This window comes from Actinoplanes sandaracinus, assembly GCF_030009775.1.
Classification (GTDB): domain Bacteria; phylum Actinomycetota; class Actinomycetes; order Mycobacteriales; family Micromonosporaceae; genus Actinoplanes; species Actinoplanes sandaracinus.
In genome coordinates this window covers 172,241-195,465 of sequence record NZ_JASCTH010000005.1, presented here as the reverse complement: position 1 = coordinate 195,465, position 23,225 = coordinate 172,241, and the positions used below count along the sequence as shown (strand labels likewise).

General features: G+C 70.9%; 23 protein-coding genes. 11 read left to right on the top strand and 12 right to left on the bottom strand.

Going from position 1 to position 23,225, the window contains the following annotated elements; all coding sequences use genetic code 11:
- Positions 1-87 precede the first annotated feature (87 nt).
- From QLQ12_RS09590 to QLQ12_RS09575, 4 genes are all read right to left on the bottom strand, one after another.
- Positions 88-1,986, bottom strand: coding sequence for a glycoside hydrolase family 127 protein (locus tag QLQ12_RS09590; RefSeq protein ID WP_282758738.1), 1,899 nt, complete (start codon positions 1,984-1,986; stop codon positions 88-90).
- A 5-nt stretch (positions 1,987-1,991) separates the two neighbouring features.
- Positions 1,992-2,813, bottom strand: coding sequence for a carbohydrate ABC transporter permease (locus QLQ12_RS09585; RefSeq protein WP_282758737.1), 822 nt, complete (start codon positions 2,811-2,813; stop codon positions 1,992-1,994).
- Between the two features lie 3 nt (positions 2,814-2,816).
- The gene (locus tag QLQ12_RS09580; RefSeq protein ID WP_282758735.1) at positions 2,817-3,743 is read right to left on the bottom strand and encodes a carbohydrate ABC transporter permease; all 927 of its coding nucleotides are present in this window, start codon (positions 3,741-3,743) and stop codon (positions 2,817-2,819) included.
- A gap of 70 nt (positions 3,744-3,813) precedes the next feature.
- Entirely contained in the window at positions 3,814-5,124 is a 1,311-nt protein-coding gene (locus QLQ12_RS09575; protein ID WP_282758733.1) for an ABC transporter substrate-binding protein, read from the bottom strand.
- Positions 5,125-5,343: 219 nt separating this feature from the next.
- Between QLQ12_RS09575 and QLQ12_RS09570 the strand changes: the two genes are divergently transcribed.
- The gene (locus tag QLQ12_RS09570) at positions 5,344-5,484 is read left to right on the top strand and encodes a LacI family DNA-binding transcriptional regulator (RefSeq protein WP_282758732.1); all 141 of its coding nucleotides are present in this window, start codon (positions 5,344-5,346) and stop codon (positions 5,482-5,484) included.
- 108 nt (positions 5,485-5,592) lie between these two features.
- A complete protein-coding gene (locus QLQ12_RS09565; RefSeq protein ID WP_328518271.1) occupies positions 5,593-6,084 on the top strand; it encodes a type 1 periplasmic-binding domain-containing protein in 492 nt (163 codons plus the stop codon).
- Between the two features lie 218 nt (positions 6,085-6,302).
- Here the strand turns inward: QLQ12_RS09565 and QLQ12_RS09560 are convergent, their stop codons facing one another.
- Entirely contained in the window at positions 6,303-6,722 is a 420-nt protein-coding gene (locus tag QLQ12_RS09560; protein WP_282758730.1) for a DUF6157 family protein, read from the bottom strand.
- Between the two features lie 35 nt (positions 6,723-6,757).
- Here QLQ12_RS09560 and QLQ12_RS09555 point away from each other — a divergent pair, with 35 nt between their 5' ends.
- The 4 genes from QLQ12_RS09555 to QLQ12_RS09540 all read left to right on the top strand — a co-directional run bounded on the left by QLQ12_RS09555 (position 6,758) and on the right by QLQ12_RS09540 (position 11,439).
- Complete coding sequence (locus QLQ12_RS09555) at positions 6,758-7,606, top strand: AraC family transcriptional regulator (RefSeq protein WP_282758728.1); 849 nt, start codon at positions 6,758-6,760, stop codon at positions 7,604-7,606.
- Positions 7,607-7,676: 70 nt separating this feature from the next.
- Positions 7,677-8,093, top strand: a complete 417-nt coding sequence (locus tag QLQ12_RS09550) for a hypothetical protein (RefSeq protein ID WP_282758727.1) — start codon at positions 7,677-7,679, stop codon at positions 8,091-8,093.
- Positions 8,094-8,148: 55 nt separating this feature from the next.
- Positions 8,149-8,904 (top strand): sulfite exporter TauE/SafE family protein, encoded by a 756-nt coding sequence (locus QLQ12_RS09545; protein WP_282758725.1) that lies wholly within the window; start codon positions 8,149-8,151, stop codon positions 8,902-8,904.
- Between the two features lie 270 nt (positions 8,905-9,174).
- The gene (locus QLQ12_RS09540) at positions 9,175-11,439 is read left to right on the top strand and encodes a beta-L-arabinofuranosidase domain-containing protein (RefSeq protein WP_282758724.1); all 2,265 of its coding nucleotides are present in this window, start codon (positions 9,175-9,177) and stop codon (positions 11,437-11,439) included.
- 76 nt (positions 11,440-11,515) lie between these two features.
- Here QLQ12_RS09540 and QLQ12_RS09535 read toward each other — a convergent pair whose 3' ends face one another.
- Together QLQ12_RS09535 and QLQ12_RS09530 are read right to left on the bottom strand one after the other, a co-directional pair.
- A complete protein-coding gene (locus QLQ12_RS09535; RefSeq protein WP_282758723.1) occupies positions 11,516-12,961 on the bottom strand; it encodes a family 43 glycosylhydrolase in 1,446 nt (481 codons plus the stop codon).
- Positions 12,962-13,107: 146 nt separating this feature from the next.
- Positions 13,108-13,989, bottom strand: coding sequence for a hypothetical protein (locus QLQ12_RS09530; RefSeq protein ID WP_282758721.1), 882 nt, complete (start codon positions 13,987-13,989; stop codon positions 13,108-13,110).
- A gap of 117 nt (positions 13,990-14,106) precedes the next feature.
- Here QLQ12_RS09530 and QLQ12_RS09525 point away from each other — a divergent pair, with 117 nt between their 5' ends.
- Positions 14,107-15,240, top strand: coding sequence for a glutamate--cysteine ligase (locus QLQ12_RS09525; RefSeq protein WP_282758719.1), 1,134 nt, complete (start codon positions 14,107-14,109; stop codon positions 15,238-15,240).
- Between the two features lie 80 nt (positions 15,241-15,320).
- A complete protein-coding gene (locus tag QLQ12_RS09520; protein ID WP_282758718.1) occupies positions 15,321-16,298 on the top strand; it encodes a phosphotransferase in 978 nt (325 codons plus the stop codon).
- A 57-nt stretch (positions 16,299-16,355) separates the two neighbouring features.
- Here the strand turns inward: QLQ12_RS09520 and QLQ12_RS09515 are convergent, their stop codons facing one another.
- A complete protein-coding gene (locus QLQ12_RS09515) occupies positions 16,356-17,744 on the bottom strand; it encodes a glycosyltransferase (RefSeq protein WP_282758717.1) in 1,389 nt (462 codons plus the stop codon).
- 1 nt (position 17,745) lies between these two features.
- Positions 17,746-18,522: a hypothetical protein gene (locus QLQ12_RS09510; protein WP_282758715.1), complete on the bottom strand. Its 777-nt coding sequence runs from the start codon at positions 18,520-18,522 to the stop codon at positions 17,746-17,748.
- A 335-nt stretch (positions 18,523-18,857) separates the two neighbouring features.
- Between QLQ12_RS09510 and QLQ12_RS09505 the strand changes: the two genes are divergently transcribed.
- On the top strand, positions 18,858-19,328 hold the full coding sequence (locus tag QLQ12_RS09505; RefSeq protein ID WP_282758714.1) for a MarR family winged helix-turn-helix transcriptional regulator: 471 nt from the start codon (positions 18,858-18,860) through the stop codon (positions 19,326-19,328).
- Positions 19,321-19,749 carry a hypothetical protein gene (locus tag QLQ12_RS09500; RefSeq protein WP_282758712.1) on the top strand — a complete coding sequence of 143 codons (429 nt, stop codon included), beginning with the start codon at positions 19,321-19,323 and terminating at the stop codon, positions 19,747-19,749. Before QLQ12_RS09505 ends, QLQ12_RS09500 begins: the two co-directional genes overlap by 8 nt.
- Before the next feature lie 45 nt (positions 19,750-19,794).
- On the opposite strand, the gene QLQ12_RS09495 is transcribed toward QLQ12_RS09500, so the two are convergent.
- Together QLQ12_RS09495 and QLQ12_RS09490 are read right to left on the bottom strand one after the other, a co-directional pair.
- The gene (locus QLQ12_RS09495) at positions 19,795-20,628 is read right to left on the bottom strand and encodes a hypothetical protein (protein ID WP_282758710.1); all 834 of its coding nucleotides are present in this window, start codon (positions 20,626-20,628) and stop codon (positions 19,795-19,797) included.
- Positions 20,625-21,698, bottom strand: a complete 1,074-nt coding sequence (locus QLQ12_RS09490; RefSeq protein WP_282758708.1) for a flavin-containing monooxygenase — start codon at positions 21,696-21,698, stop codon at positions 20,625-20,627. The genes QLQ12_RS09495 and QLQ12_RS09490 overlap by 4 nt, the downstream gene beginning before the upstream one ends.
- Positions 21,699-21,761: 63 nt before the next feature.
- Between QLQ12_RS09490 and QLQ12_RS09485 the strand changes: the two genes are divergently transcribed.
- On the top strand, positions 21,762-22,100 hold the full coding sequence (locus QLQ12_RS09485; RefSeq protein ID WP_282758706.1) for an ArsR/SmtB family transcription factor: 339 nt from the start codon (positions 21,762-21,764) through the stop codon (positions 22,098-22,100).
- A 3-nt stretch (positions 22,101-22,103) separates the two neighbouring features.
- On the opposite strand, the gene QLQ12_RS09480 is transcribed toward QLQ12_RS09485, so the two are convergent.
- The gene (locus QLQ12_RS09480; protein WP_282758705.1) at positions 22,104-23,105 is read right to left on the bottom strand and encodes an NAD(P)H-dependent glycerol-3-phosphate dehydrogenase; all 1,002 of its coding nucleotides are present in this window, start codon (positions 23,103-23,105) and stop codon (positions 22,104-22,106) included.
- Between the last annotated feature and the right edge of the window lie 120 nt (positions 23,106-23,225).

Genomic DNA, 23,225 nt, shown 5'->3' with positions numbered 1-23,225 from the left:
TGACCGGCTGAGCGGCGACGACCCGCTTCGTCGTCGACCGGTGGGCCGGGGGCGGGGGCGGGGCCGCGGCGGGCGCGGCCCCGGGGTCTATGTGGTCGGCAGCCAGACGCGCATGGTGGACGGGCCGCGAGAGGCCCAATCGTGGTACGGGCGCAGCGTCACCGGCAGCGACTCGGCTGTCCGGTCCGGGTCCGGCAGCGCCGGATAAGGCCACTGCTCGTCGGGCAGCGCGGTGAGGCGCGCCGCGGCGACCACCGCACCGTCGCGGTCCGCCGGGGTGATCGACGGGTCGAGCCGGAGCGCGTCGAGGGAGATGTGCGGGGGCAGGTCGACCGATTCCAGGCAGTAGACGACCGGGCCCCGTTCGACGGCGGCGCTTCCCCGTACCGCGTCGATCCTGGGGTCGGCGGCCGTGAGCCGGGGCCGGACCGGGAGGTCGAGGACGATGGTCTCGCCGGGGGTGAAGTCGCGGCGCAGCTGGATCAGGCCGCGGGCGGCCGCGAGGCCGTCGATGGTCGCCCCGGCGGCCCATTGCGGTACGCGCAGGCTCAGTGTCCACGGGGTGCCGGGGGAGTGGGTGACCCGGATGGCGATCCGGCCGCTGACCGGGTAGTCGGTGTCGATCTCCACGCCGATCCGGCGGCCGTCGGGCAGGGTGGTGTCGACGGTGGCGGCCGTGTACTGGTGCAGTTGCAGGCCGTCGTCGTCGGTGGTGGCGATGTAGGCGGCGAGGCTGGCGAAGGTGCGGGCCAGGTTGGTGGGGCAGCAGGAGACCTCGAACCAGGGCGCGCGCAGGGTCGACGAGGCGCGCGGCACCAGCGTGTCGGCCGGCGGTGACGTGCCGAGGACCCGCTGGTGCAGGGTGTTGGTGTAGAAGAAGCGGGTGCCGTCGTCGGACGGTGAGGTGGCGATGACGTTGAAGAGGGTGCGCTCGATCAGGTCGGCGTAACGGGGGTCGCCGTGCGCGAGCAGGAGCCGCCACGCCAGCATGATCGATCCGACGCCGGCGCACGTCTCGGAGTAGGCGCGATCGGGCGGCAGCATGAAGTCGTCGCCGAACGCCTCGTCCTGGTGGCGGGAGCCGATGCCGCCGGTCAGGTAGGTGCGCCGGGCGACGGTGGCCTTCCACTGCCGGGTGACGGCGGCGAGCAGGCCGGTGTCGCCGGTCTCCACGGCGACGTCCACGGCGCCGGCCGCGAGATAGGTGGCCCGGACCGCGTGACCGCGCAGGACCGAGGCCTCGCGTACGGGGATGTCGTCCTGGAAGTAGGAGCGGCCGAACTCGATGTCGGCGAGCACCTGGTGGCCGCGCCGTTCCACGAACAGCGCCGCCTGCGAGAGGTAGCGGGCGTTGCCGGTGACCCGGTAGAGCTCGACCAGGGCGGGTTCGATCTCCGGGTGCCCGCAGACCGATTCGATGCCGCCGGGCCCGAAGACGTCGCAGACGTGGTCGGCGGCGCGGATCGCCACGTCGACGAGCTCGTCGTGGCCGAAGGTGCGGGCCCGGGCGACAGCGGCCTGGATGAGGTGCCCGAAGCAGTAGAGTTCGTGACCCCACTCGAGGTCGCTGTAGCGGGGCCGCTGGCCGGGCCGGCCGAAATGGGTGTTCAGATAGCCGTCGGGGTGCTGGGCGGCGGCGACCCGGCGGACGATCGCCCGGTACCGGTCCTCGAGGGCGGGATCGTTCGCCCAGGCCATCGCCTCCAGGAACTTGTAGATCTCGCTGTCGGCGAACTCCCGGCCGCGGCGTTGTTCCGGTTCGGTGGAGAAGTTGCCGAGCCATCCGGCGCGTTCCAGCCACCGTTCGATGTGGGCGAAGGAGGCGGAGCGGTTGACGTCCTGCCGGCGCTGCCAGAATCCGGGGCGCAGAGTGACCTCACGCAGACCCAGTGGCCGCAGCCGGCCCTGGCTCGGCACGGCGGGCGTGCCGCCCCGCCGATGCCAGTCGAGAGCGAGAGCGGTGGGCTGTACTTCGTTGATCGTCACGTGTTTCAACCTTTGAGTGCGCCGGACATGAAGCCGCGGACGTAATGCCGTTGGAGTGCGAGGAAGAGCAGGACGCAGGGCAGGGCCAGGACGACCACACCGGCCTCGGTGGCGCCGTAGTCGACGATGCCCATCACCTGCTGGCGCATGTTGGCGACGGCGAGCGGCAGCGGCGCCTTGTCGGAGTCGCTGATCAGCACCAGCGGCGTGATGAAGTCGTTCCAGGCGGCCAGGAACGCGAACAGGCCGACGGTGATCAGGCCCGGTTTGACGGCCGGGAGCAGGACGTGCCGCAGCGCTCGCAACGATCCGCAGCCGTCGATCAGCGCTGCCTCCCGCAACTCGGCAGGGATCGCCTCGAACGAGATGCGCATCATGAAGGTGGCGAACGGCAGCTGGAACATGGCCAGCACCAGCGACAGCCCGATCAGGGAGTCCTGCAGGCCCAGTTCGTTGAGCAGCACGTAGAGCGGGATCAGCAGGGTCGCGTAGGGCACCATCAGGATCGCCAGGGTGATCAGGAACAGCAGGTTGCGGCCGGGGAACCGGAACAGCGCGAACGCGTACCCGCCGAGGACCGACACGACCAGGGTGACCGCCACGGTCAGCCCGGACACCACCGTCGAGTTGATCAGGTACTGGACGACGCCGGCCTGGTAGTTCGCCAGGGTCTGGTAGTTGCCGAGGCCCCAGCCGGAGATCTGCGCGGTGCCGGGCTGCGGGCTGACCGACGCCACCGCCGCCCAGGCGAGCGGGAAGAGGAAGACGATGGCCAGGCCACCGGTGAGTACGTGCTGCGGGGTACGCAGCATGAGGGTGCGGGACACCGGTCAGCTCTCCTTGTCGCGCAGGCCGCGGAACTGCAGGACGTTGACGATCAGCAGCGCGACGAGCACCAGGATCGAGAGGGCGGCGGCCCGGCCGAGGTTGTTCTGGCCGAAGAACGCCATGTTGTAGATCAACTGGACGATGGTGATCGTGCTGTTGTCCGGCCCGCCCTTGGTGAGCAGGTAGAACTGGTCGAACGCGAGCATCGACCCGGTGACGCAGAGGATGGTGCACAGGGCGAGCGACGACCGCAGCAGCGGCAGCGTCACGTGCCGGAAGGTCTGCCACCGGCTCGCGCCGTCGAGCCGGGCCGCCTCGTAGACGTCGCCGGAGATGCCCTGCAGCCCGACGAGCAGCAGCAGCATGTAGAAGCCGGCGAACCGCCACACGATCAGCGTCACGGTCGACCACAGCGCGGTGGCCGGGGTGCCGAGGAACGACTCGACGCCGAGGAAGCCGAGCGGGCTGCTCTGCGGCGAGTAGAGGGCGTAGAACAGCAGCGAGGCGGAGGCCAGGCCGAGCGCGCTGGGGATCAGGAACGACGTGCGCAGGAACCCGGTCCAGCGGTTCGACTCCTGCACGACCAGCGCCAGCCCGAGCGCCAGGGCGAGCAGGATGACGGTGGTGACGACGGTGTACTTGACGGTGAACCAGACCGCGGGCCAGAACAGCCGGTCACCGACGGCCTTGGTGAAGTTCTCCGGGGCGTTGAGGCCGCGGTCGCCGGTGAACAGTCCCCAGTCGGAGACCGACATCTGTGCCACCAGCAGGATCGGCGCGACGAAGAAGATCAGTACGAATAGGGCGGTCGGCGTGGCGTACGCCCAGCCGGTGAGGGCGGGGGACAGTCGCCGCGGCCGCCTGCCGGGCGCGGCGGGCGATGCGGCGACGCCGTCCGGAGCGGCGGTCAGGGTCGGGGTCGGTGGCATGTCGCGTTGTTCCTCCGCGAGTCGGTCGGCGCACGGCGCCGGGACCTGCGGTCCCGGCGCCGTGCCGTCGTCACTGGCCGAGCACGCCGGTGACGGCGGCGTTGTCCTTGGCGAGCGTCCCGGCGTCGCCGTAGACCTGGTTGCGCAGCAGGGTCACCCAGGGGCTGCCCGGGGCGTTGAACGCCTGCTGGAAGTTCTTCGCGACCGGTGTCCGGCTCTGCGGTGCGCCCGCCACCTGGTTGATGGTGGCGACCCGCGGGTCCTTCGCCGAGTGCTGGTTGGCGGTCAGGTCGCTGCGGGCGACCGTGCTGTTGCCGGCGGCGAGCACGTCGACCTGGGCGGCCTCGGAGGTCAGCCAGGACAGGAAGTTCCAGGCCTGCGGGTGCTTCTTCGAGTCCTTCGAGATGCCGATGCCGTCACCACCGACGAAGGTGGAGCCGGTGCCCGCGGTCGCCCCCGGGATCGGCGCCACACCGACGTCGACGGTCTTGGCGGCCGTGGGCAGCAGGGTCGCCGGGTACGGCATCACGCCGATCTTGCCCTCCTGGAAGGCGGCGACCCAGGTGGCTCCGGTCTCGTCCTTCGAGCCGGGCGCGATCGCCCCGGCGGCCTGGAGCTCGCGCCAGGTGCTGTAGACCCTCTGCGCGGCCGGGCCGTCGAGCAGGGACTCCTTACCCTCGGCGTCCATCACGTCCGCGCCGCTGGCCCACATCATCGGGAACCAGGTGAAGACGTTGCAGCCACCGCAGTTGCCGCCGAAATAGGTGCCGTAGGTGCCGGGCTTACCGAGTCTCTGCACGGCCTGGGCCTGCGACTTGAACTCGTCGAGGGTGGCCGGGCCCTTCTCCGGGTCGAGGCCGGCCTCCTTGTAGAGGGCCTTGTTCCAGAACATCACCGACAGGTCGAGGACGAACGGAAGGACGTACTTCTTACCCTCGTACGTGCCGGCCGTGACGTGTCCCTTATTGATCTTGTCGGCGTACGGCAGCTTGCCGATGTGCTCGCTGATGTCGCTGAACAGCCCGGCCTCGGTGAAGTTGGGAACGTAGACGATGTCCGCGGCGAACAGGTCGGGCAGGTTCTTGCTGCCGGCCGCGGCGCCGACCTTCGCCACGTAGTCGTCGTTCGGGACGATGGTCAGCTTCACCTGGTTCTTGTGCGACGTGTTGTACGCCTCCACCAGCGCCTTGGCCTGCAGCTCCAGCGGAGCCCGGGTCCACAGCGTCAGTTCGGCGCCGTCGTCGACGCCTTCGGCGGTCACCGGCGCCGTCGCGCCGCCGGCTTTGTCGTCGGTCCCGCAGGCCGCGAGCGCGGCCACGAGTCCCAGAGCCATCGCCGAGGCGACCGCCTTGCGGACGCCGCGGTCTATCCGTGTTCTCACTGTGCTCCTCCTTGAGCTGTCAGGCGCGCGGACGCCGAACGAGCGTGCCCAACGGTGTGTGTGGTTTCGGACGGATGTTTCGGAGTTACCGCTGAGTGAGCTAGGCTGGCCGCTGTCCTTCCACGCGAATGAGCACGTGAGCAAGGGATCCATTCAGGGCGGTAGCGAGGGCTTGCCTGAGGCTTCGAGTGCCGAAAACGTTTTCGAAAACGTAATGTGATGGAGATTTTGTTGTCAAGAGGGTCGGCGGCCGGCAAGCCGGCGGGCGAGGTCCACCGCGATGTCACCCCGCGTGATGTGGCGAGGCTGGCCGGCGTCTCGGTCGCCACCGCCTCGAAAGCGCTCAACGGCCGGCCGTAGGTCTGTGCTGAGAACAAAGCACGGGTCATCCAGGCAGCCGAGCAGCTCTCGTTCTCACCCAACACCTTCGCGCAGGGCCCGATCACCCAGCGCAGCGGTACGGTCGGGTTGTTGACGTCCGATGTGGAGGGGCGGTTCTCGATTCCGATTCTGATGGGTGCGGAGGACGCGTTCGGTTCGGATCAGACGTCGGTGTTCCTGTGTGATGCGCGGGGTGACGCCATCCGTGAGAAGCACCATCTGCGGGCGTTGTTGTCGCGGCGGGTCGATGGTCTGATCGTGGTGGGTGCCCGGCCGGATACGCGGTTGTCGTTGGGGGAGTTGCCGGTGCCGGTGGTGTATGCGTATGCGCCGTCGGATGATCCGGCTGATCTGTCGTCGGTGACCGACAATGTCGGCGGTGGGCGGTTGGCGATCGATCATCTGATCAGATGCGGTCGTCGGCGGATCGCGGCGGCTTCCGGCCGAGTGGTGTTCCACCTCGTCCGGCCCGATACGGATGCCACGGTGAACGGCGGCCGTCGAGGCCGGGACGGGCCACCGCCATGCCCGAACGGGGCGGCCCGTCGCGGGCCCGCCCGTTCTAGGCTCTCCCGATGATCAGGTTCCAGCTCACCCGCGATCACCCGGCGCGGCACGGCGCTCGCCGCAGCTCACCGATGCTGGGACCCGGTGAGGCGGCTCGGGAGAGCGCGCCTGGCACAGTCCTGAGACGGCCGGGACGAGACGGGCGGGACGCGACCGCCAGGGGCCGCCCACGGCGTACGTCCTGGGCGTCGTCTCCGGCGCCCGCCGCGAGGTGATCAGCGGCGCGGGGATCAGCGGCGGCTGCGCATGGCGCGGGTGACGGAGACCGGTGTGCCGTCGGGGGCCTGGCCGGCGGCCAGTCGCGCGTACTCGGCGGAGCCCACCGGCATCAGCGCAACCCGGCCGGCGGCGTCGAAGTGGAAGCCCCAGCCGTACCGTTTGCCGAGGTCGCTGGAACGCAGGCAGGGCTGGCCCTTGGCGAAGAACTGCTCCCGCGCGGCCGCGCGGTCGGCTTCCGGCACCCCACGCCGGTCCGCCCACACGGTGAACACCACGTCGTCGGAGGTGTGCTGGTACGGCGCTTCGGCGATCATCCGGAACGTCAGCTCGGCGACGCTGGCCGTGGCCCGTTCCGGGGGGACCGACGCGGCGACCGCCGTGCAGTCCTCGGCGACCTGGATGAAAGTGTTGACGTAGTTGGTGCTGTGCATGCCCGTCATGCTGGCCGCGACGACGGGGGAGGGTATTGGAGATTCGCGACAGGATTCCCGGCACGCGAAAACCGATCGGGCGGACCGACCGGTCCGGGGTCCTGCATCCGGAGAACCTCGCCCGGTACGCGGCGACCACCTATCCGGCCTCTGCGGCGATCAGCGAGGTGGTCGACCACTTCTGGACCGTGGCGTGGAACCTGCCCGGCGGCGAACGCATCGATCAGCGCATCCTCACCGACCCGGCGGTCACCCTCACCGTCGAGGCCGGTCATGTTCCCGCCGAACTCGTGGTGACCGGTGTGCACCGGCGGGCGTGGACCCGCGAGATCGCCGGCTGGGGCGCCGGGTTTGCGATCCGGCTCCGCCCGGCCGGGCTCGCCGTGGTCAGCGACCTGACCCCGGAGGCGGTCGCCGACCGGACCCTAGCCGTCGGTCCCGCCCTGGACGCCCGGCTGTACGCGTTGCTGCGCGCGGTCGCCGCGGCGCCGGACACCGCGACCCGGATCGCCCGGGCCACGGAGATCATCAGCGAGATGACCGCCGAGCGGCCGCTGACCGGCCGGCAACGACTCGCGAACGAGACCGTGGACGCGATCAACCGCGGCGACCCGCTGCCCGCCGGCCGATCGGCGCGGACCGTCCAGCGGGCCCTGAGGGAGACCATCGGGCACGGTCCGGCCTGGGTCCGGCGGTGGGTGCGGTTGCAGGAGGCGGCCCGGCAGTTCGCGGTCGACGGCGCGTCCGGCGCCGCCGACATCGCGACCCGGCTCGGCTACACCGACCAGGCGCACCTGGTCAACGAGTTCCGGGCGGCCGTCGGCCGGACACCCGGCGAGTACGTGCGCGCCCTGCACCGGACTGCTCGTTCCACCACGCCGTGAGGTCCGTGTGCCCGGGCCGCGGGCGCACGTATGCTCCACGACGCCACCAAATGATCATCGGGGGACCGCCATGACCGACCTTGTGAAGACCCACATCCAGAACGCGCTCGAAGCCAATCGTGCCGACAACGAGAAGATCGGGGAGCGGATCTCGGAATTGGAGGCCCAGGGGAACCGGATCGTCACCGGCGGTCAGATCGGCGAGACCGCCTGGGACATCGTCGACTGGCGAACCAACGAGATCCTCGCCGCCGGCAACGACGGCCCCGGCGGCTTCCTGGCCGCGGGCCAGGAACTCGATCCCGACGACAGGTGGATCCACTACGACCGCGTCCTGGAGGACGCCGGCCTCACGTACGTCGTGACCGAGGGACTGCCCGACGGCCTCGCCAACGCGATCGAGGACTGGGCCCTGTCCGGTGACGCCGAGGAGGTCGCCGAGTTCATCGGCTGGCCGGTCGAGAAGGTCCGGGAGCACCAGGACTAGGCACATCGACGGCCGGTCTCCCCGGCTGTTCACCGGGCGGCGGGAAGGGCGGGTCATGACACCGGGAGAGGGGCTCATCCTCCTGGGCGGCGGTCTGGTGGCCGGTGCCGTCAACGCGATCGCCGGTGGCGGGTCGCTGATCACCTTCCCGCTGTTGGTCGGTCTCGGCCTGCCGGGGGTCGCCGCCAACGTCAGCAACGCGCTGTCGGTCGCTCCGGGCTATGCCGCGAGCGCCCTCGGCAGCCGCCCCGAACTGGCCGGTCAACGGCGCCGGATACGGACGATCATTCCCACGATCGTCGTGGGCGCGTTGTGCGGCAGCGGGATCCTGCTGTTCACCCCGCGGTCGGTCTTCGACATCGTGGTGCCCTTCCTGTTGCTGGCCGCCGCCGCGATGCTGGCCTTCCAGGACAGGCTGCGGGCGATGGCCGGGCACCCGAAGACGAACTCCCCGCGCCGTACGACCGTGCTGGTGCAGTTGTCGGTGTTCCTGTGCGGCGTCTACGGCGGCTACTTCAACGCGGCGATGGGTGTGCTGCTGGTCGCCGCGCTGGCACTGGTGCTGGACGAGACGATGCAACGCCTCAACGCTCTCAAGAACGTGTTCTCCGCCGTGGTCGGCCTGACCACGGTGCTGATCTACAGTGCGTTCGGCCCGGTGAACTGGGCGGTCGTCGCGGTGCTCGTCCCGGGCACCATCGTCGGTGGCTTCGTGGGCGCCCGGATCGCGCGGCTGCTGCCGGCGGCGGTGCTGCGCTGGACCATCGTGGTGTTCGCCGCGGCTGTCGCCGGGGTCCTCCTGCTCACCTGAGCCGCCGCCCGTCGATGCGGCGTCGTCGATGCGTTGACAGTCGTGTTATCGCGGTGTTTCAATCTGCAGCAACCAAAGTGTGAGCGATAACACCCGGCAATTCGTCCCGCGTCGTGCCGTTCCGCGTCCCGGTTCCCGGCCGGAGCCTACGCAGCGCCGCCTCTCGCCATGCCACGGCGCCCGCCGACGAGTCGGCTTGCGGCTGTTAGCGATCACAGAAGCGGCGTTCCCCCGCCGCCCTCGCCCGAGTCGTCCCGGAGGCTTAGCCGAATGTCCCCGCTCCCCGTCTCCCGCCGCACCGTCCTCGGCGTCGCAATCGCCGGCGCGGTCGGCCCCGCCCTGCTGCGCGGCGCCCCGGCCGCCGCGGCCGTCATCCCACCGGTCCGCGCCGATCTGGGAGTCTCCGCCTACCCGTTCGACCTCGGCCAGGTGCGGCTGACCGCCGGCCGGTTGCTGGACAACCAGACCCGCACCCTCAACTACCTGCGGTTCGTCGACGTCGACCGGCTGCTCTACGTCTTCCGCGCCAATCACGGCCGGTCCACCGGGGGCGCCGCGGCCAACGGCGGCTGGGACGCGCCGTCCTTCCCGTTCCGCTCCCACGTGCAGGGCCACTTCCTGACCGCGTGGGCGCAGGCCTGGGCCGTGCTCGGTGACACCGTCTGCCGGGACAAGGCCAACTACATGGTCGCCGAACTGGCCAGATGCCAGGCCGCGAACGGGTACCTGTCCGGCTTCCCGGAAGCCGACATCACCGCGGTCGAGAACCGCACCCTGAGCAACGGCAACGTGCCGTACTACTGCATCCACAAGACCCTCGCCGGGCTGCTGGACGTGTGGCGCTACATCGGCAACACCCAGGCCCGCACCGTCCTGCTGGCGCTCGCGGCCTGGGTCGACACCCGCACCGCCCGGCTCACCACCGCCCAGATGCAGGCCATGCTCGGCACCGAGTTCGGCGGCATGAACGCCGTGCTCACCGACCTCTACCAGCAGACCGGCGACGCCCGCTGGCTGACCGTCGCCCAGCGCTTCGACCACGCCTCCGTCTTCAACCCGCTCGCCGCCGGAACCGACGCGCTGGCCGGGCTGCACGCCAACACGCAGGTGCCGAAGTGGATCGGCGCCGCCCGCGAGTACAAGGCCACCGGCGCCACCCGGTACCGCGACATCGCCGCCAACGCCTGGAACATCACGGTCGGCGCCCACACGTACGCGATCGGCGGCAACAGTCAGGCCGAGCACTTCCGCGCACCGAACGCGATCGCCTCCTACCTGACCAACGACACGTGCGAGCACTGCAACACGGTCAACATGCTGCGGCTCACCCACGAGCTGTGGCTGCTCGACCCGAACCGGTCCGCCTACTTCGACTTCTACGAGCAGGCCCTGCTCAACCACGTGATCGGCGCTCAGAACCCGGCCGACAGCCACGGCCACGTCACCTACTTCACCCCGCTGAAGCCCGGTGGCCGCCGCGGGGTCGGCCCGGCATGGGGCGGCGGCACCTGGAGCACCGACTACACCACCTTCTGGTGTTGCCAGGGCACCGGCGTCGAGGTCAACACCCGGCTGATGGAGGCCGTCTACCACCGCAGCGGTACCACCCTGACGGTGAACCTGTTCGTGCCGTCGACGCTCGACTGGTCACAGCGCGGCATCACGGTCACCCAGGCCACCACCTTCCCGGCCGGTGACACCACCACGTTGACGCTGTCCGGGACGATGAGCGGCTCGTGGGCCATCCGGGTCCGCATCCCGTCCTGGACCACTGGGGCGACGATCGCCGTCAACGGGACCATCACGTCCTCGCCCGCATCGGGCGGCTACGCGACGATCACCCGGACCTGGGCCGCCGGCGACACGATCACGGTGAAGCTGCCGATGCGGGTGGTGCTGCGCCCGGCGCCCGACAACCCCGACGTCCAGGCGATCACGTACGGCCCGATGGTGCTGGCCGGGAACTACGGCGACACCGCTCTCAGCGCGCTGCCGTCGCTGAACGTCTCGTCGGTCACCCGGACCACCGCCACCGCGAACGGCGCCTCCGTCAATCTCGTGCCGTTCCACGACGCGCACGGCATCAACTACACCGTCTACTGGTCCACCGCCGCCGCGGCCACGTGGAAGCTGGTCAACGCCGCCACCGGCCTGGTCCTCGGCATCCAGAACATGTCCACGGCCAACGGTGGCCTCGCGCTGACCTGGGACGACACCGGCACCGCCGACCACCGCTGGATCCGCATCACCGACGGCGCCGCCGTCCGCTTCCGCAACCTCAACAGCGGCAAGGTTCTCGGCGTGGAGAACATGTCCACCGCCGACAACGCCCGCGTCCTGCAATGGGACGACAACGGCACCGCCGACCATCGCTGGACCCTGCTCGACCAGGGCAACGGCACCTACAAGATCCGCAATGTGCACACCGGCAAACTCCTCGCCGTCCTCAACGGCGGGACCGCCCGCGGCACCCAGGTGGTGCAGGATTCCGACAACGGCTCGGCCGACAACCTCTGGCGCCTGACACCCGCCTGATCCCGGGGTCACGCGGTCGTCGCCGCGCGAAACGGATCCGTCGGGGCGGCGGTCGTACCGCCGCCCCGGCGGACGCTCAGCCCAGGCGCCAGAGCTGGGCGGCTGTGCCGTTACAGGGGTAGAGGGACAGGCGAGCGCCGTTGGCGGCGTTCCACTCGTAGTTGTCGAGGCACATGTTGCCGGCGATGTTGCGCAGCGACATCCAGCCGTTGCCGCGATCCTGAACGGTCCACTGCTGCGCCGTCGATCCGTTGCAGGCGTGCAGGCCGACGTCCGCGTTGGCGGCGGTGCTGGCGTTCAGGTCGTCCAGGCAGGTGCCGGTGTTGCGGTTACGGATCTCGTAGTAGCTGCCCGCCTTGTAGTTGAGCTCCCACTGCTGGGCGGTGCCACCGTTGCAGTCGTAGAGCCGCACCAGCGCGCCGGGTGTGGTGTCCCGGTTGTAGTTGTCGACGCACCGGTTGCTGTGCTGGCCCCGGATGCCGGGATTGACGACGGTGCTGGGAATCGGCTGGCCGAAGAACGGGTCACCGTTCTCGCGCCAGAGGAGTTGCTGCATGCGGGTGTGCCGGTTGGGGTCGGTCAGCGCGTCCGGCGTCGGTGTGGCGTAGTCACGGGCGTGGTAGACGAGCATGTCGGTGGTGTTGTCCTCGGCGACGGTGAAGCTGCCGTGGCCGGGACCGTAGACACCGTTGGCGGTCTGGAAGACCGGGTTGGGGTGCTTGTACCAGGATGCGGTGTTGAGCAGGTCGACGTTGTCCCAGGAGGACAGCAGGCCGAGCTTGTACCGCGAGTCCGTCGCGGAGGCCGAGTACGCGATGTAGACGCGGCCGTTCTTCACCAGCGGTGACGGGCCCTCCACGACGCCGGCCACGCCCTCCTTCTCCCAGTTGACGGTCGGCCGGGCGATCTCCACCGCGGTTCCGGTGATCCCGGTGGCGCCGTTCATACGGGCGATGTACATGTGGCTGTTGAAGTTGGTCGACGGGCTGTCCTGCGCCCACACGAAGTAGCGGACGCCGCGGCTGACGAACGACGCCGGGTCGAGCTGGAACGACTCCCAGCCGGTGTTGAATCGCTGCGGCGCGCTCCACGAGCAGCTCATCGGGTTGGCGCAGGTGTTGCGGACCCAGTACAGCCGCTGATCGAACCGCGCGGTGCCGGGCGACGCCGAGAAGTACATGTACCAGGCGCCGTCGATGTACTGAATGTCGGGCGCCCAGATCCAGCCACTGAGCGCTCCGCTGGACGGCGCGACGAACGCGTTGACCGTCGGCGCGCTGCCCAGGCCCTGCAGGGTGGTCGCGCGGCGCAGTTCGAGGCGCTTGTAGTCGGGCACCGAGGCCGTCATGTAGTAGTAGCCGTCGGTGTGCTTGTACACCGCGGTGTCGGCGCGCTGGGAGATGACCGGATTGCGCACGCTGATGAACTGTGCCGACGCCGGCGGGGCGAACGCTGCCAGGAGCACGACCGTCATGGCCAGCACGACGGTGAGCTTCCGATGGAATCGAGCGGGAAGACCCATCGATGACATCCTTATGGGCGGGGGACGGGGGGAAGGCGCGGCAGTGACGTGCCGCACGGTGTGATCGTTAACATGCACGTCGCACCGGCGTCTCGTCAAGAAACATCCTCGAAATCGGCCCCCCGGGCCCTCACCCCGGCACGCCGTCAGTCGGTGTCTCTGGCGAGCAGGTCGTAGGCGAGCGTGGGCAGGGTGGCGGCGTCTTTCGGCGCGCTCAGCGGCTCGGTCGCGCCGTACCCCGAAATGGTGATCACCAGAGGCGGCTCCGGATCGACCGGGTCCGGCGGCTGCGAGGCCATCTGCTGGCTCGGCATGGTGACGGTGAACTCGGTGAGCCGGCCCTGATCGTCGAGCGTCGCCCGGAACGGCATGGCTTTGGCTCCCGGCCCGTAGAGGTACGCCGGGTCGCTGAACAGCAGCTCCAGTTCCGGGTCCTTCCTGGTGGCGTCCAGCGTTCCGGTGATCGCCTCGCCCGATCGCTCGGCGCTCGTCACCGCGGCGATCAGGCTGCCCGCTCCGGTGGCGTCCGGTTTCTCGGTGGTGGGCATGGCGGCCATGTAGTCCAGGCCGCTCTGCTCATCGACGGCGGCCGCCTCGGTCAGCCGCTTCTCGTCGGCGCGGACCCAGCGGGCGCCGTCCAGCAAGGTATAGATCTGTTCGAGCTCGCGTAGTTGTTCCGGTTTGACGGATTTCTTGTAGTACTGCAGGTACTGCTCACGCAACTCGCCCGTTCCGTGCAGGGCATAGCGCAGGTACGTCGCGCCGTCGACACGCATGGTCGCGGCCGTCTCCGCGTACTCCAGCAGGACGCTGCCGGGCAGGCGAAGAGAGCCCCGCCTGATGTCGGCGACCGAGTCGGCGCCCGTCCGCGTGAAACTGTAGTCGCCGGTTCGCAGGGCGGACACGGAATCCCGCAGCGCCTGATGGGCGTCGGGGGAGGGCCCGCTCGGGGAGGCCGCCGCCGGGGGGACCGTTGTTCCCGGAGCCGCGCATCCGGTCATGCCGAGTGCCGCGACGGTCACGGTCACAGCGGTGATTCTCAGTCTCGTTGCGATCACCGCAGGGAATGTAATCCGCCCGCGCCACCGCGCTGCGCCGATGCCGGCCGGGGCGCGGTTGCCGCCCGGCGTTCGTAGAGTTGGCCCATGGGTATCGACTTCGCCCCATCGATCAGATCGCGTCTAGGGATCGAATGGGAGATCGCCTGTGTCGACCGGCGCAGCGGCGAGCTCACCCCCGCCGCCCCGGAACTGCTCGCGAGGCTCGGTCGTGCGGACGCGTTTCCACACGTCACCAACGAGTTGCTGACCAACACCGTCGAGATCGTCAGCGCGCCTCATCATCGGGTCCGGGACGCGATCGCGGACCTCACCCGCCTGGTCGAGCGCGTGAGCACGATCGCGGAACCGATGGGCGTCGACCTGATCTCGTCGGGCACGCACCCGTTCAGCCAGTGGTTCCAGCAGCAGGTGACCCCGGAGAAGCCGCGGTACGACACCCTCATCGACCGGACCCGGTGGTGGGGCCGGCAGATGATGATCTGGGGCGTGCATGTGCACGTCGCGGTCGAAGACCGCCGCAAGGTGATGCCCATCATCGACGGCCTGCTCACCTACCTGCCGCACTTCCAGGCGCTCAGCGCGTCGAGCCCGTTCTGGGCGGGAGAGACCACCGGGTACGCGTCGAACCGGGCGCTGATGTTCCAGCAACTGCCGACCGCGGGGTTGCCGCCGCAGCTCACCGACTGGGCGCAGTACGAGGCCATGGTCGCCGACCTGCGGCACACCGGCGTCATCGAGGAGCTGAACGAACTGCGCTGGGACATCCGTCCCTCCCCGCGATGGGGCACGATCGAGGTGCGCACGTTCGACGGGATCTCCACCGTGCGGGAGATCGGTGCGATCTCGGCGCTGACCCAGTGCCTTGCCGAACACTTCTCCCGGGAACTCGACGCCGGCCGTGACGTTCCGAGACTCCAGCCGTGGTTCGTCCGCGAGAACAAATGGCGGGCGGCCCGTTACGGCATGGAGGCGATCATCATCCAGAACCCGGCCGGCGACGAACTCCTCGTCACCAAGGACCTCGAAGAACTGTTGCCGGCGCTCGCGCCGATCGCCGCGTCACTCGACTGCTCGGCGCAGTTGGAGAAGGTGCGCGACATCGTCGACCGCGGCGCGAGCTACCAGCGGCAGCTCCGGGTCGCGGCGGCCAACGGCGGAAGCCTCAAGGCCGTCGTGTCCTCACTGGTGCGCGAACTCCGGGACGACCGGGTGACCTGAGCTTGCCGTTCACGTCGTGCGCGGCGGCGGCCCGCCGCCCGGGTCGAACCGGCCGAACTGGGCCGCAATAGCGTGGCGCGATGGTCGATGACGACGATGACAAGGCGATGCTCCAACGACCGTCGCTGGCAGACGCGCCTGACGCGGTGCGGGCTGCGGTGTCCGAAATACTGGGAAGCCCGATCCTCGCCGAACGCGCCGCTCCGGCCGGATTCACTCGATCCATCGCGTCTGTTGTCATCGGCGGCTCCGGCGCGCGGATGTTCGTCAAAGCCGCGCCCGTCGGCGACGGTCTCGGTGAGGCGGTGGAAGCCGGTGCGGTCCTGACCGAGGCCGTGGGCGAGATAGCTCCCCGGCTCGTGGGGTTCGCGGCGGTCGACGACTGGCGGGTGACCGCACACGAAGTCGTCGACGGCGAGACAGTGACGTGGTGGAACAGCGCTGACCAGCCGGAACTCTTCAGAGTCCTGCAACGTATGCGCGAGGTCATGGATCCGTGCCCGGTGATCGGCACGTCTGCCTACGCGGAGGCGTTCATGCCGTTGCTCGGCACCTGGCAGGCGTTGAGCCGCAGCGCCGACCACGATGTCGATGCCCCGATCCGGGTGGATCATCTGCGAGGGCTGTCGCTGCCCGCCGACGTGCCGGTGGCAGTGCTCGCCGAACTGGAGAGCCGCTGGCCGCACGCACTTGCTGCTGATACCGCGCTGCATCACGGCGACTTACGCCGCGACAATGTGATCCGGCAGCCGGACGGACAGCTCCGGATCGTCGACTGGACCCACCTGTGGACAGCGCCGGGGTGGCTGGACCTGGTGCGGCTGATCCCGGATCTGGCCCTGTGCGGACAGAATCCCGAGGACATACTGCGGCGTTCCCCGTGGACTGACGCACCAGCCGACCACGTGAATGTGGCGCTCGCGGGCCTGGCCGGGCGGGCCTGGCGCGAGGGACTGCTTCCGGACGTGCCAGGCCTGCCAGGGCTGCGCCGCATGCAACGACAACAGGGGCTGCACATCCTGAGGTGGCTTGAATCGCGCATGTCAGCTCGCCGTTGACGCGGCCCCCACTCATCCGGCTCGACCTCGACGGCGGCTCGTCGTCTGTACAGCGTGCTACCGGACCGCCGGCTGGGAGCGCCGGGCCGTGCCAGCCCACTCGGTTCGGTGCCGCCACGCGGTCGTCCACACCGGCGTGGGCCGGGCCAGCGCCCTGAGGCGCACGCCGAGGGTGAGCGCGCGGCAGGCGAGCCGGCCGGCCCAGGCCGGCAGGTGCTCGCGGTGGAGCAGGATCTCGTCCCGCAGGACGCTCACGACGTCCGGCTGTGGCCATGCGGGCCGGATCGGGATGGACACCGGCGTGATCCCCTGCCGGGCGGCACGCAGGCACAGGTCGGTCACCGCACCGTGGTCACCGAAACGGGCGTCGGCGCCACCGAGCCGCTGCAGCAGGGCTCGCTGGACGAGGACCACCGGGGCATGCCGTTCCAGAGTGGTCAGCCCGAGACAGAAGGCGATCGCGCGCCGCAGCGCCGGCCGCCGGACCGTCGGGCCGCCGTAGAGCCCGGCCGCGGGAAACCGGACGGCGAGGGCGCGCAACTCGCCGACCGCGTTCGACTCCGAACCGACCACCACCAGGTCATCCGGCAGGTCATCGGGGCGAGAGGCGGGCGCCGGCGCTCGTACGCCGTCGGCCCGGGCCCACCGCTCGCGGCGGCGCAGCCGGCTGGTCCCCTGCACCCAGAGGAAGGCGGGGACGTGACGCCACAGCGCGGGCGCCGCGAGCACCGCCCGCGCGTTGCGTCCACCGCCCGCGGCCGGCGACGCGGACTCGCCCAACTCGGCGTTGCCGTCACGCCATCGTGCCAGCACCCGGCTCAGTTCCGGCCCCTCCGGCAGGACCAGCAGCATGCCGCCGCCGTCGACGACCACGCGTTCGTCCCTGGTGAACAGTGAGCGGACGTAGGCGTCGTCGGCGATCAGGTCCGGAAAGGCGCCCCACCGTTGCCGGCCCTGAGTGTTGACCGCATAGCAGCCGCCGCCGATCACGTCACCCCGCACCGACGGCAGGCGCGACCAGACGGCGGCGAAACCCCGGCTCAGCCGGTCACCGGGGCGGACCAGGATCGGCCTCGGTCCCGCCATCACCGGGCCGACGGCCGCGTCCATCGCTGCCAGCAGAGCGCTCAACGTGCCGGGGGTCATCACCGTGTCCGCGTCGAGGTAGACGACCGGGACGCTTCGGAGGTGGCCGTTCGCCGCGTTCAGTGCTGCCGGCTTGCCCGCGGCCGGCAGTTCGACCACGACGACCTCGACACCGGCGCTGCTCGCGGCCCGCTCGCCCACCGCGCGGGCGATGTCCGCCGTGGAGTCGTCGCACCCGTTCGCCACCACGATGACCCGGACGTCCAGACCGCGTGAGTCGCCGACGACCGCGCTCAGGCAGGCCCCGAGCAGGGCCTGCTCGTTGTGGGCGGGGACCACCACATCGACCCGTCCACCCACCTCAGTCACCGCGCGCCCGGCGGCCGAGCCAGCTCGGCGTCAGCCCGCTGGCGGAGTGCACGGCCAGGAAGACGGCGGCGGACGGCCACGCCGCCGGGTCGGCCAGCAGCGATCGCACGATTCCCCGGTAACGGATGTGGTCGTCCGGATAGGGCGGCTGCGCCGCGAGACCCACCAGCTCCCGGTTGCCGCGCCGGTAGCGGCGCCGCGCCCGGACCAGGTCGGCCAGGCCGTCGGGCGCGACGACCTCGTACCACTCGGCGGGGACCACCAGGCGCTCGTCCGGTGCGAAGTGCCACCGGACCCATTTGTCGTCGGAGTGCATGTCGGGCAGCTCGTCCCAGCGCGACCGGCCCTCGGCCGAGACGGCGTACGCCCCGAAGGTCGCCGGGGATCGCCGCACATACGGCAGCTCGCGCCAGATCCGGTAGTACGCCCGCGTCACCGCGCTCCGCGCCGGGGCGAGACGCAATACCGGCGCGGCGAAATGAACCCCGGTCCCGGGGGCCAGCGCCGCGAGCAGCGTGGCGACCGCGCCCGGCGAGAGCGCGGCGTCCTGGTCGAGGTAGAGCCGGGGGCCGGGTGGCAGCAGGCGGTCGCCGGCCCGCAACGCCGCGGACCGGCCCGGGGGAGTGCGGATGACGGTGCAGGTCACGCCCCCGGCCCGAAGCGCGGGCGCCAGGTCGACGGCGCGGTCGTAACTGTCGGCACGGGTGTCGTTCACGGCCACGACGACATGAACGTCGCGCGTCAGCGTCTGCCGAGCCAGCGAGCGCATGCTGCGATCGAGCAGGCTTGAGCCGCGGTGCGTTGGGATCACCACACCCAAACTTGCCACGGTTCCCCCGATCCGTTGGCGAGGTCTGCATCCTTTCAAAGCCGAGGTGGACGGTCCACTGACGAACCGGCCGACATCGATGTCCGACCGTATGATCCTTGTCTCAAGCCCGCGAGGCGGACCGTGGCTCCAGCTCCCGTCCGGCCGTGCCCCGCCCGCGGATTGATCGCCGCCACCGCCGGCGACGCCGGCAAGAAGGAGGCGCTGACATCCCGTCGGCGACCGTCCGTGTCAATTAGTTGTACGGTCGAACCATATGGTTGTACGGTCGAACCATGTCAGGTGACGATCTCGACCAGGCGTTGCTACTGCAAGGCCGGATCAGCGCGTTCGTCCGCGCGTTCGGGCTGCATCAGCCCGACCGCACCCCGTGCGGGCAGCCGGTGCCGAGCTCCGAGGCGCACGCGCTGGGTGAGCTCGACCGCGACGGGCCGCTGACACAGACCGAGCTGGGCCGGCGGCTGCGGCTGGAGAAGAGCACCGTCAGCCGCCTGGTGAACCAGCTGATCAATCGGGGCTGGGCGCGCCGCGCCGAGCGTGACGGTGACGCGCGGCTGGTGTGGCTGGAGCTGACCCCGGCCGGTGGCCGGGCCGCCGGCGAACTCGCCGCCGCACGCGCGGCCCGCTTCGCGGAGCTGCTGCGCAACATCCCGGCCGAGCAGCGCCCGGCGGTCATCGACGCGCTCACCACGCTGGTCGAGGCCGCGGCCGGGCCGGGCGGCGCGGGGACGGCGTCCCATGGCTGAGCGCCGGGCCGGAGCTTGCCCGGCGGTGCCGGCCGGGGACCAGGCGGATCGCTCCAGCGGCGGCCCCGGGCCCGCCCGTCGCGACCGCCGGTGGAGCCTCGGCGCGGTGCTCGGTGGCGTGATGGGCCTGGCTCCGCACCTGCTGCACCACGTCGGCCTGTTCGCCGGCACGGCACTGCTGGCCGGGATCGGCGGCACCGTGCTGTTCGGCGTGCTCGGCCTGGCCGCGATGCTGCCCATGCTGCTGCGACTGCGCCGCCGGTTCCGCACCTGGTGGGCGCCGGGTCTGGCGGTCGCCGGCTTCGCGGCCATGTTCGCCCTGTCGACCGTCGTGATCGGTCCGGCACTGCGCGGCGCGGGGGAGGGCCCGTCAGTACCCGGCCCGGTCCCCTCGGGCGAACACACCCGCCATCACGGCTGACCGGCGGCGCTCACCCGGTACCCATGGGGGTATTCGCTGACGGCGTCACGATTCTCGGGTGCGTGCCGGCCATCCCCGCGCCGCGAAGGCCGCCGGCACGCACACCGCGTACATGATCAGGCCGTACGCCAGCACCGTCAGGACCACCGTCGGCGATGCCGCGTCCGCGAAGAACAAGCCCAGGGTCAGGTTCCGCACCCCGGTCGTCATCGCCACCGCGCGCCGCTCAGCGGGCCCGCCCAGCCACGCGACGGCGACCGGCGTGAGGGCGGCGATCACCAGCAGCGCGATCACGGCCACCGCGGCCCATCCCACCTGCGGCAACCGGCCCACCCCCGTGGTCACGAAGTAGAGGACCAGGCCGGCGAGGAGCACGTCCGCCACCCGGCGCGCGATCCGGTGCGCCCGTGCCGCCGTTTCGGGGCGGGACCGGCGCAGCCACATGCCGACGGCCAGCGGCGCCACCTGTCCGAGCAGCCCACCGCCGATCAGCAGTGGCCCGGCGGTGCCGGACGGGATCACCTCGTGACCGGCCACCGTCGCCCACAGCGGAACCGCCACCAACCCGATCGGCGCGAGCAGCACCTGCAACGCGGCGCTGATCGCCAGGTCACCGCGGGCGTGCAGGGTGAGCAGGGCGCCCGTGCCGCCACCCGGCGCGGCGGCGGCGAGCAACACGCCGAGGGCCACCTCCGGCCGGAGGCCGGCCGCGGTCACCAGCACGACGGCCAGCCCCGGTACCAGAACCACGTTGATCACGACCGCGCTCACCACGAGTCCTCGGCGGGCGGCGAGACCGCGGAAGTCGTCCACTGTCGCGGCGGTGCCGACGGCCAGCATCGACGCGATCAGCAGCGCCGCGACCGCGACGGTGCTCACCGTGCCATCCGTGCCGCCGCGTGCCGTCCCGGACGGCGCACCAGGCTGTCGAGCACGTGGGCGGCGTCCCGGCCGACACCGCGCAGGGTGGCCGAGGCGAAGCTGCGCTGGCGCTCCAGCCCGGCGAACCCGAGTCCGGGCACGGTCGTCGACACTCCACCGGTATGCAGGACGGCGTGGTGCTCGTCGAGGGCGCCGGTGCCGACGAGGTACGGCAGGTGCGGGCGGTACCCGGTCGCCAGCAGCACCACGTCCACGCGCTCGGTCGCGCCATCGGCCCACACCACCCGGTCGCCGTCGAGCCGCCGGAACAGCGGACGGTGGTCGGGGCGGCCGGCGCGGATCGCCGCCCGGTACCGGCCGTCGTCGATCACGGGCACCGTCCCGCTCGCCAGCCGCGGCCCGAACCGCGATGTGTCGAGGCCCGTGCGGGCGAGCCACCAGTGGAAGTCGCGGCCCAGGATGTGCTGCCGCTGGAATCGCAGCGGTCTCCGGGTGGTGATGCTCACCGTCGCCACCGCGGCGAGCTCGACCGCGATCTGCACCGCCGAGTTGCCGCCTCCGACGACCACCACCCGCGCGCCGGTGAACGGTTCGGCGGTGCGGTACCGCCCCGCGTGCAGCACCGTGCCGGTGAACCCGTCGAGGCCCGGTAGTGCCGGCCGGTACGGCGTGCCGAAACCGCCGCTCGCCGCGACCACGGTCGCGGCCCGGACGGGTGTGCCGTCCACGGTGGTGACGGTGAACCCGTCGCCGTCGGCGGTGACCTGTTCGACGCGGCTGTGGTGGCGGACCTCCGCGTCGAGGGCGGCGGTGCAGGCGGTCAGGTAGTCGACGACCTCGTCACGCAGCGGGTACCGGTCCGGATCGCCGGGGAACGGCATGCCGGGCAGCGCGGAGAACCGGGCCGGGGAGAACAGGGTCAGGCTGTCGTAGTACGACGGCCACGAGCCACCCGGCCGGGCCGCGGCGTCCAGCACCACCGGCTGCAGCCCGCGGCGGAGCGCGGCGTGGGCGGTGGCCAGACCGGCCTGCCCGCCGCCGATGACAACGAGATCTACGGACGTCATGCGAGCAATGTATCGTCACATCGGGAAAAGACGAAACGTTGTTGTGGGGCAGACTGATATCCGATGACCGAACCTCCACCCCTCGACGGGGCATCCCAGGACTTCCTCAAAGCCCTCGCCAGCGAGACCAGGCAGCAGGTGATGCTGCTGTTCGCCGGCGGACGGCAACTCACCGTCGGCGAAGTCGCCGACCGCTGCGGCATGGGCCAGTCCACCGCCAGCGAGCACCTGGCCATCCTGCGCCGCGGCGGCCTGGTCACCGCGACCCGCGACGGCAGACTCGTGCGGTACCGGGCCGACCCCGCCGCCATCGGCGCCCGGCTGGCCGAACTGCAGAGCTACCTCGCCTGCTGCTGCCCGCCGGCGCCGGACGCCCCGTGCGACGGCATCACCGACGGCTGACCGTCACCCGGGGTCGGACTCGTGTCCGGCCGGGTGGGTACGCAGCAGGCCGCCATAGGCGTGCTCGGCGGTGATGTCGCCGGTGACGACACGATGGATCGTGCGGGTGATGGGCATGGCCAGCCCGTGACGGTCGGCCAGCCGGACCGCGGCGTGAACCGTCTTGACCCCCTCGGCGACCTGCCCCATCTCGGCGAGGATGTCGTCCAGGCTCCGTCCCCGCCCGAGCTGCTCGCCGACGTGCCGGTTGCGGCTCTGTGGACTGATGCACGTCGCCACGAGGTCACCCATCCCGGCCAGCCCGGCGAGCGTGCTCGGCTCGCCTCCCATCGCGACCGCCAGCGTGGTCAGCTCGGCGAGCCCGCGGGAGATCACCCCGGCCCGGGTGTTGTCGCCGACGCCGAGGCCCTGTGCGATGCCCGTGGCGATCGCCACGACGTTCTTCAGCGCTCCACCGACCTCGCAGCCGATCACGTCGTGGTTGGTGTACACGCGCAGCAGGCCGCGCCGGAACACCCGCTGGATCTCCGTGGCGACGGTGAGATCCTCCGTCGCGATCACCGTGGCCGCCGCCATGCCCGCCATGATCTCCTTGGCCAGGTTGGGGCCGGTGAGCGCGGCGGCCGGATGCCCCGGCAACACCTCCTTGATCACTTCGGTCATCCGCAGCAGTGAGTCGCGCTCCAGACCCTTGCTGAGGCTCACCACCGGGATCCAGGGGTGCAGGTTCGGCCGGACCTGCACCAGAGTGTCGCGGAACGCCCCGGTCGGCACGCCGACGACGAGCAACTCCGCGTGAGCCGCCGCCTCAGCGAGGTCGGCCGTGGCGCGAAGCCGGCCGGGGAGCGGGAAACCTTCGAGATAGCGCTCGTTGGTGTGCTTGGCGTTGATCTCGTCAGCCGTGGCCGGGCTGCGCGCCCAGATCAGCGACTCGTGATCCCGGCGGGTGAGAACGGACGCGACCGTGGTACCCCACGAACCCGCGCCCAGCACGGTGATCCGCATGGTTTCCCTCTCCTTCGGCGCGCACCCCGCCCGACCTGCTCGGCACGGCACGGCGGTGGACGGCCGCCCCAGGTGCGAGTTGACAATACGGTGGCGGCGAAGCTTTGTGGGCGCTGTCGC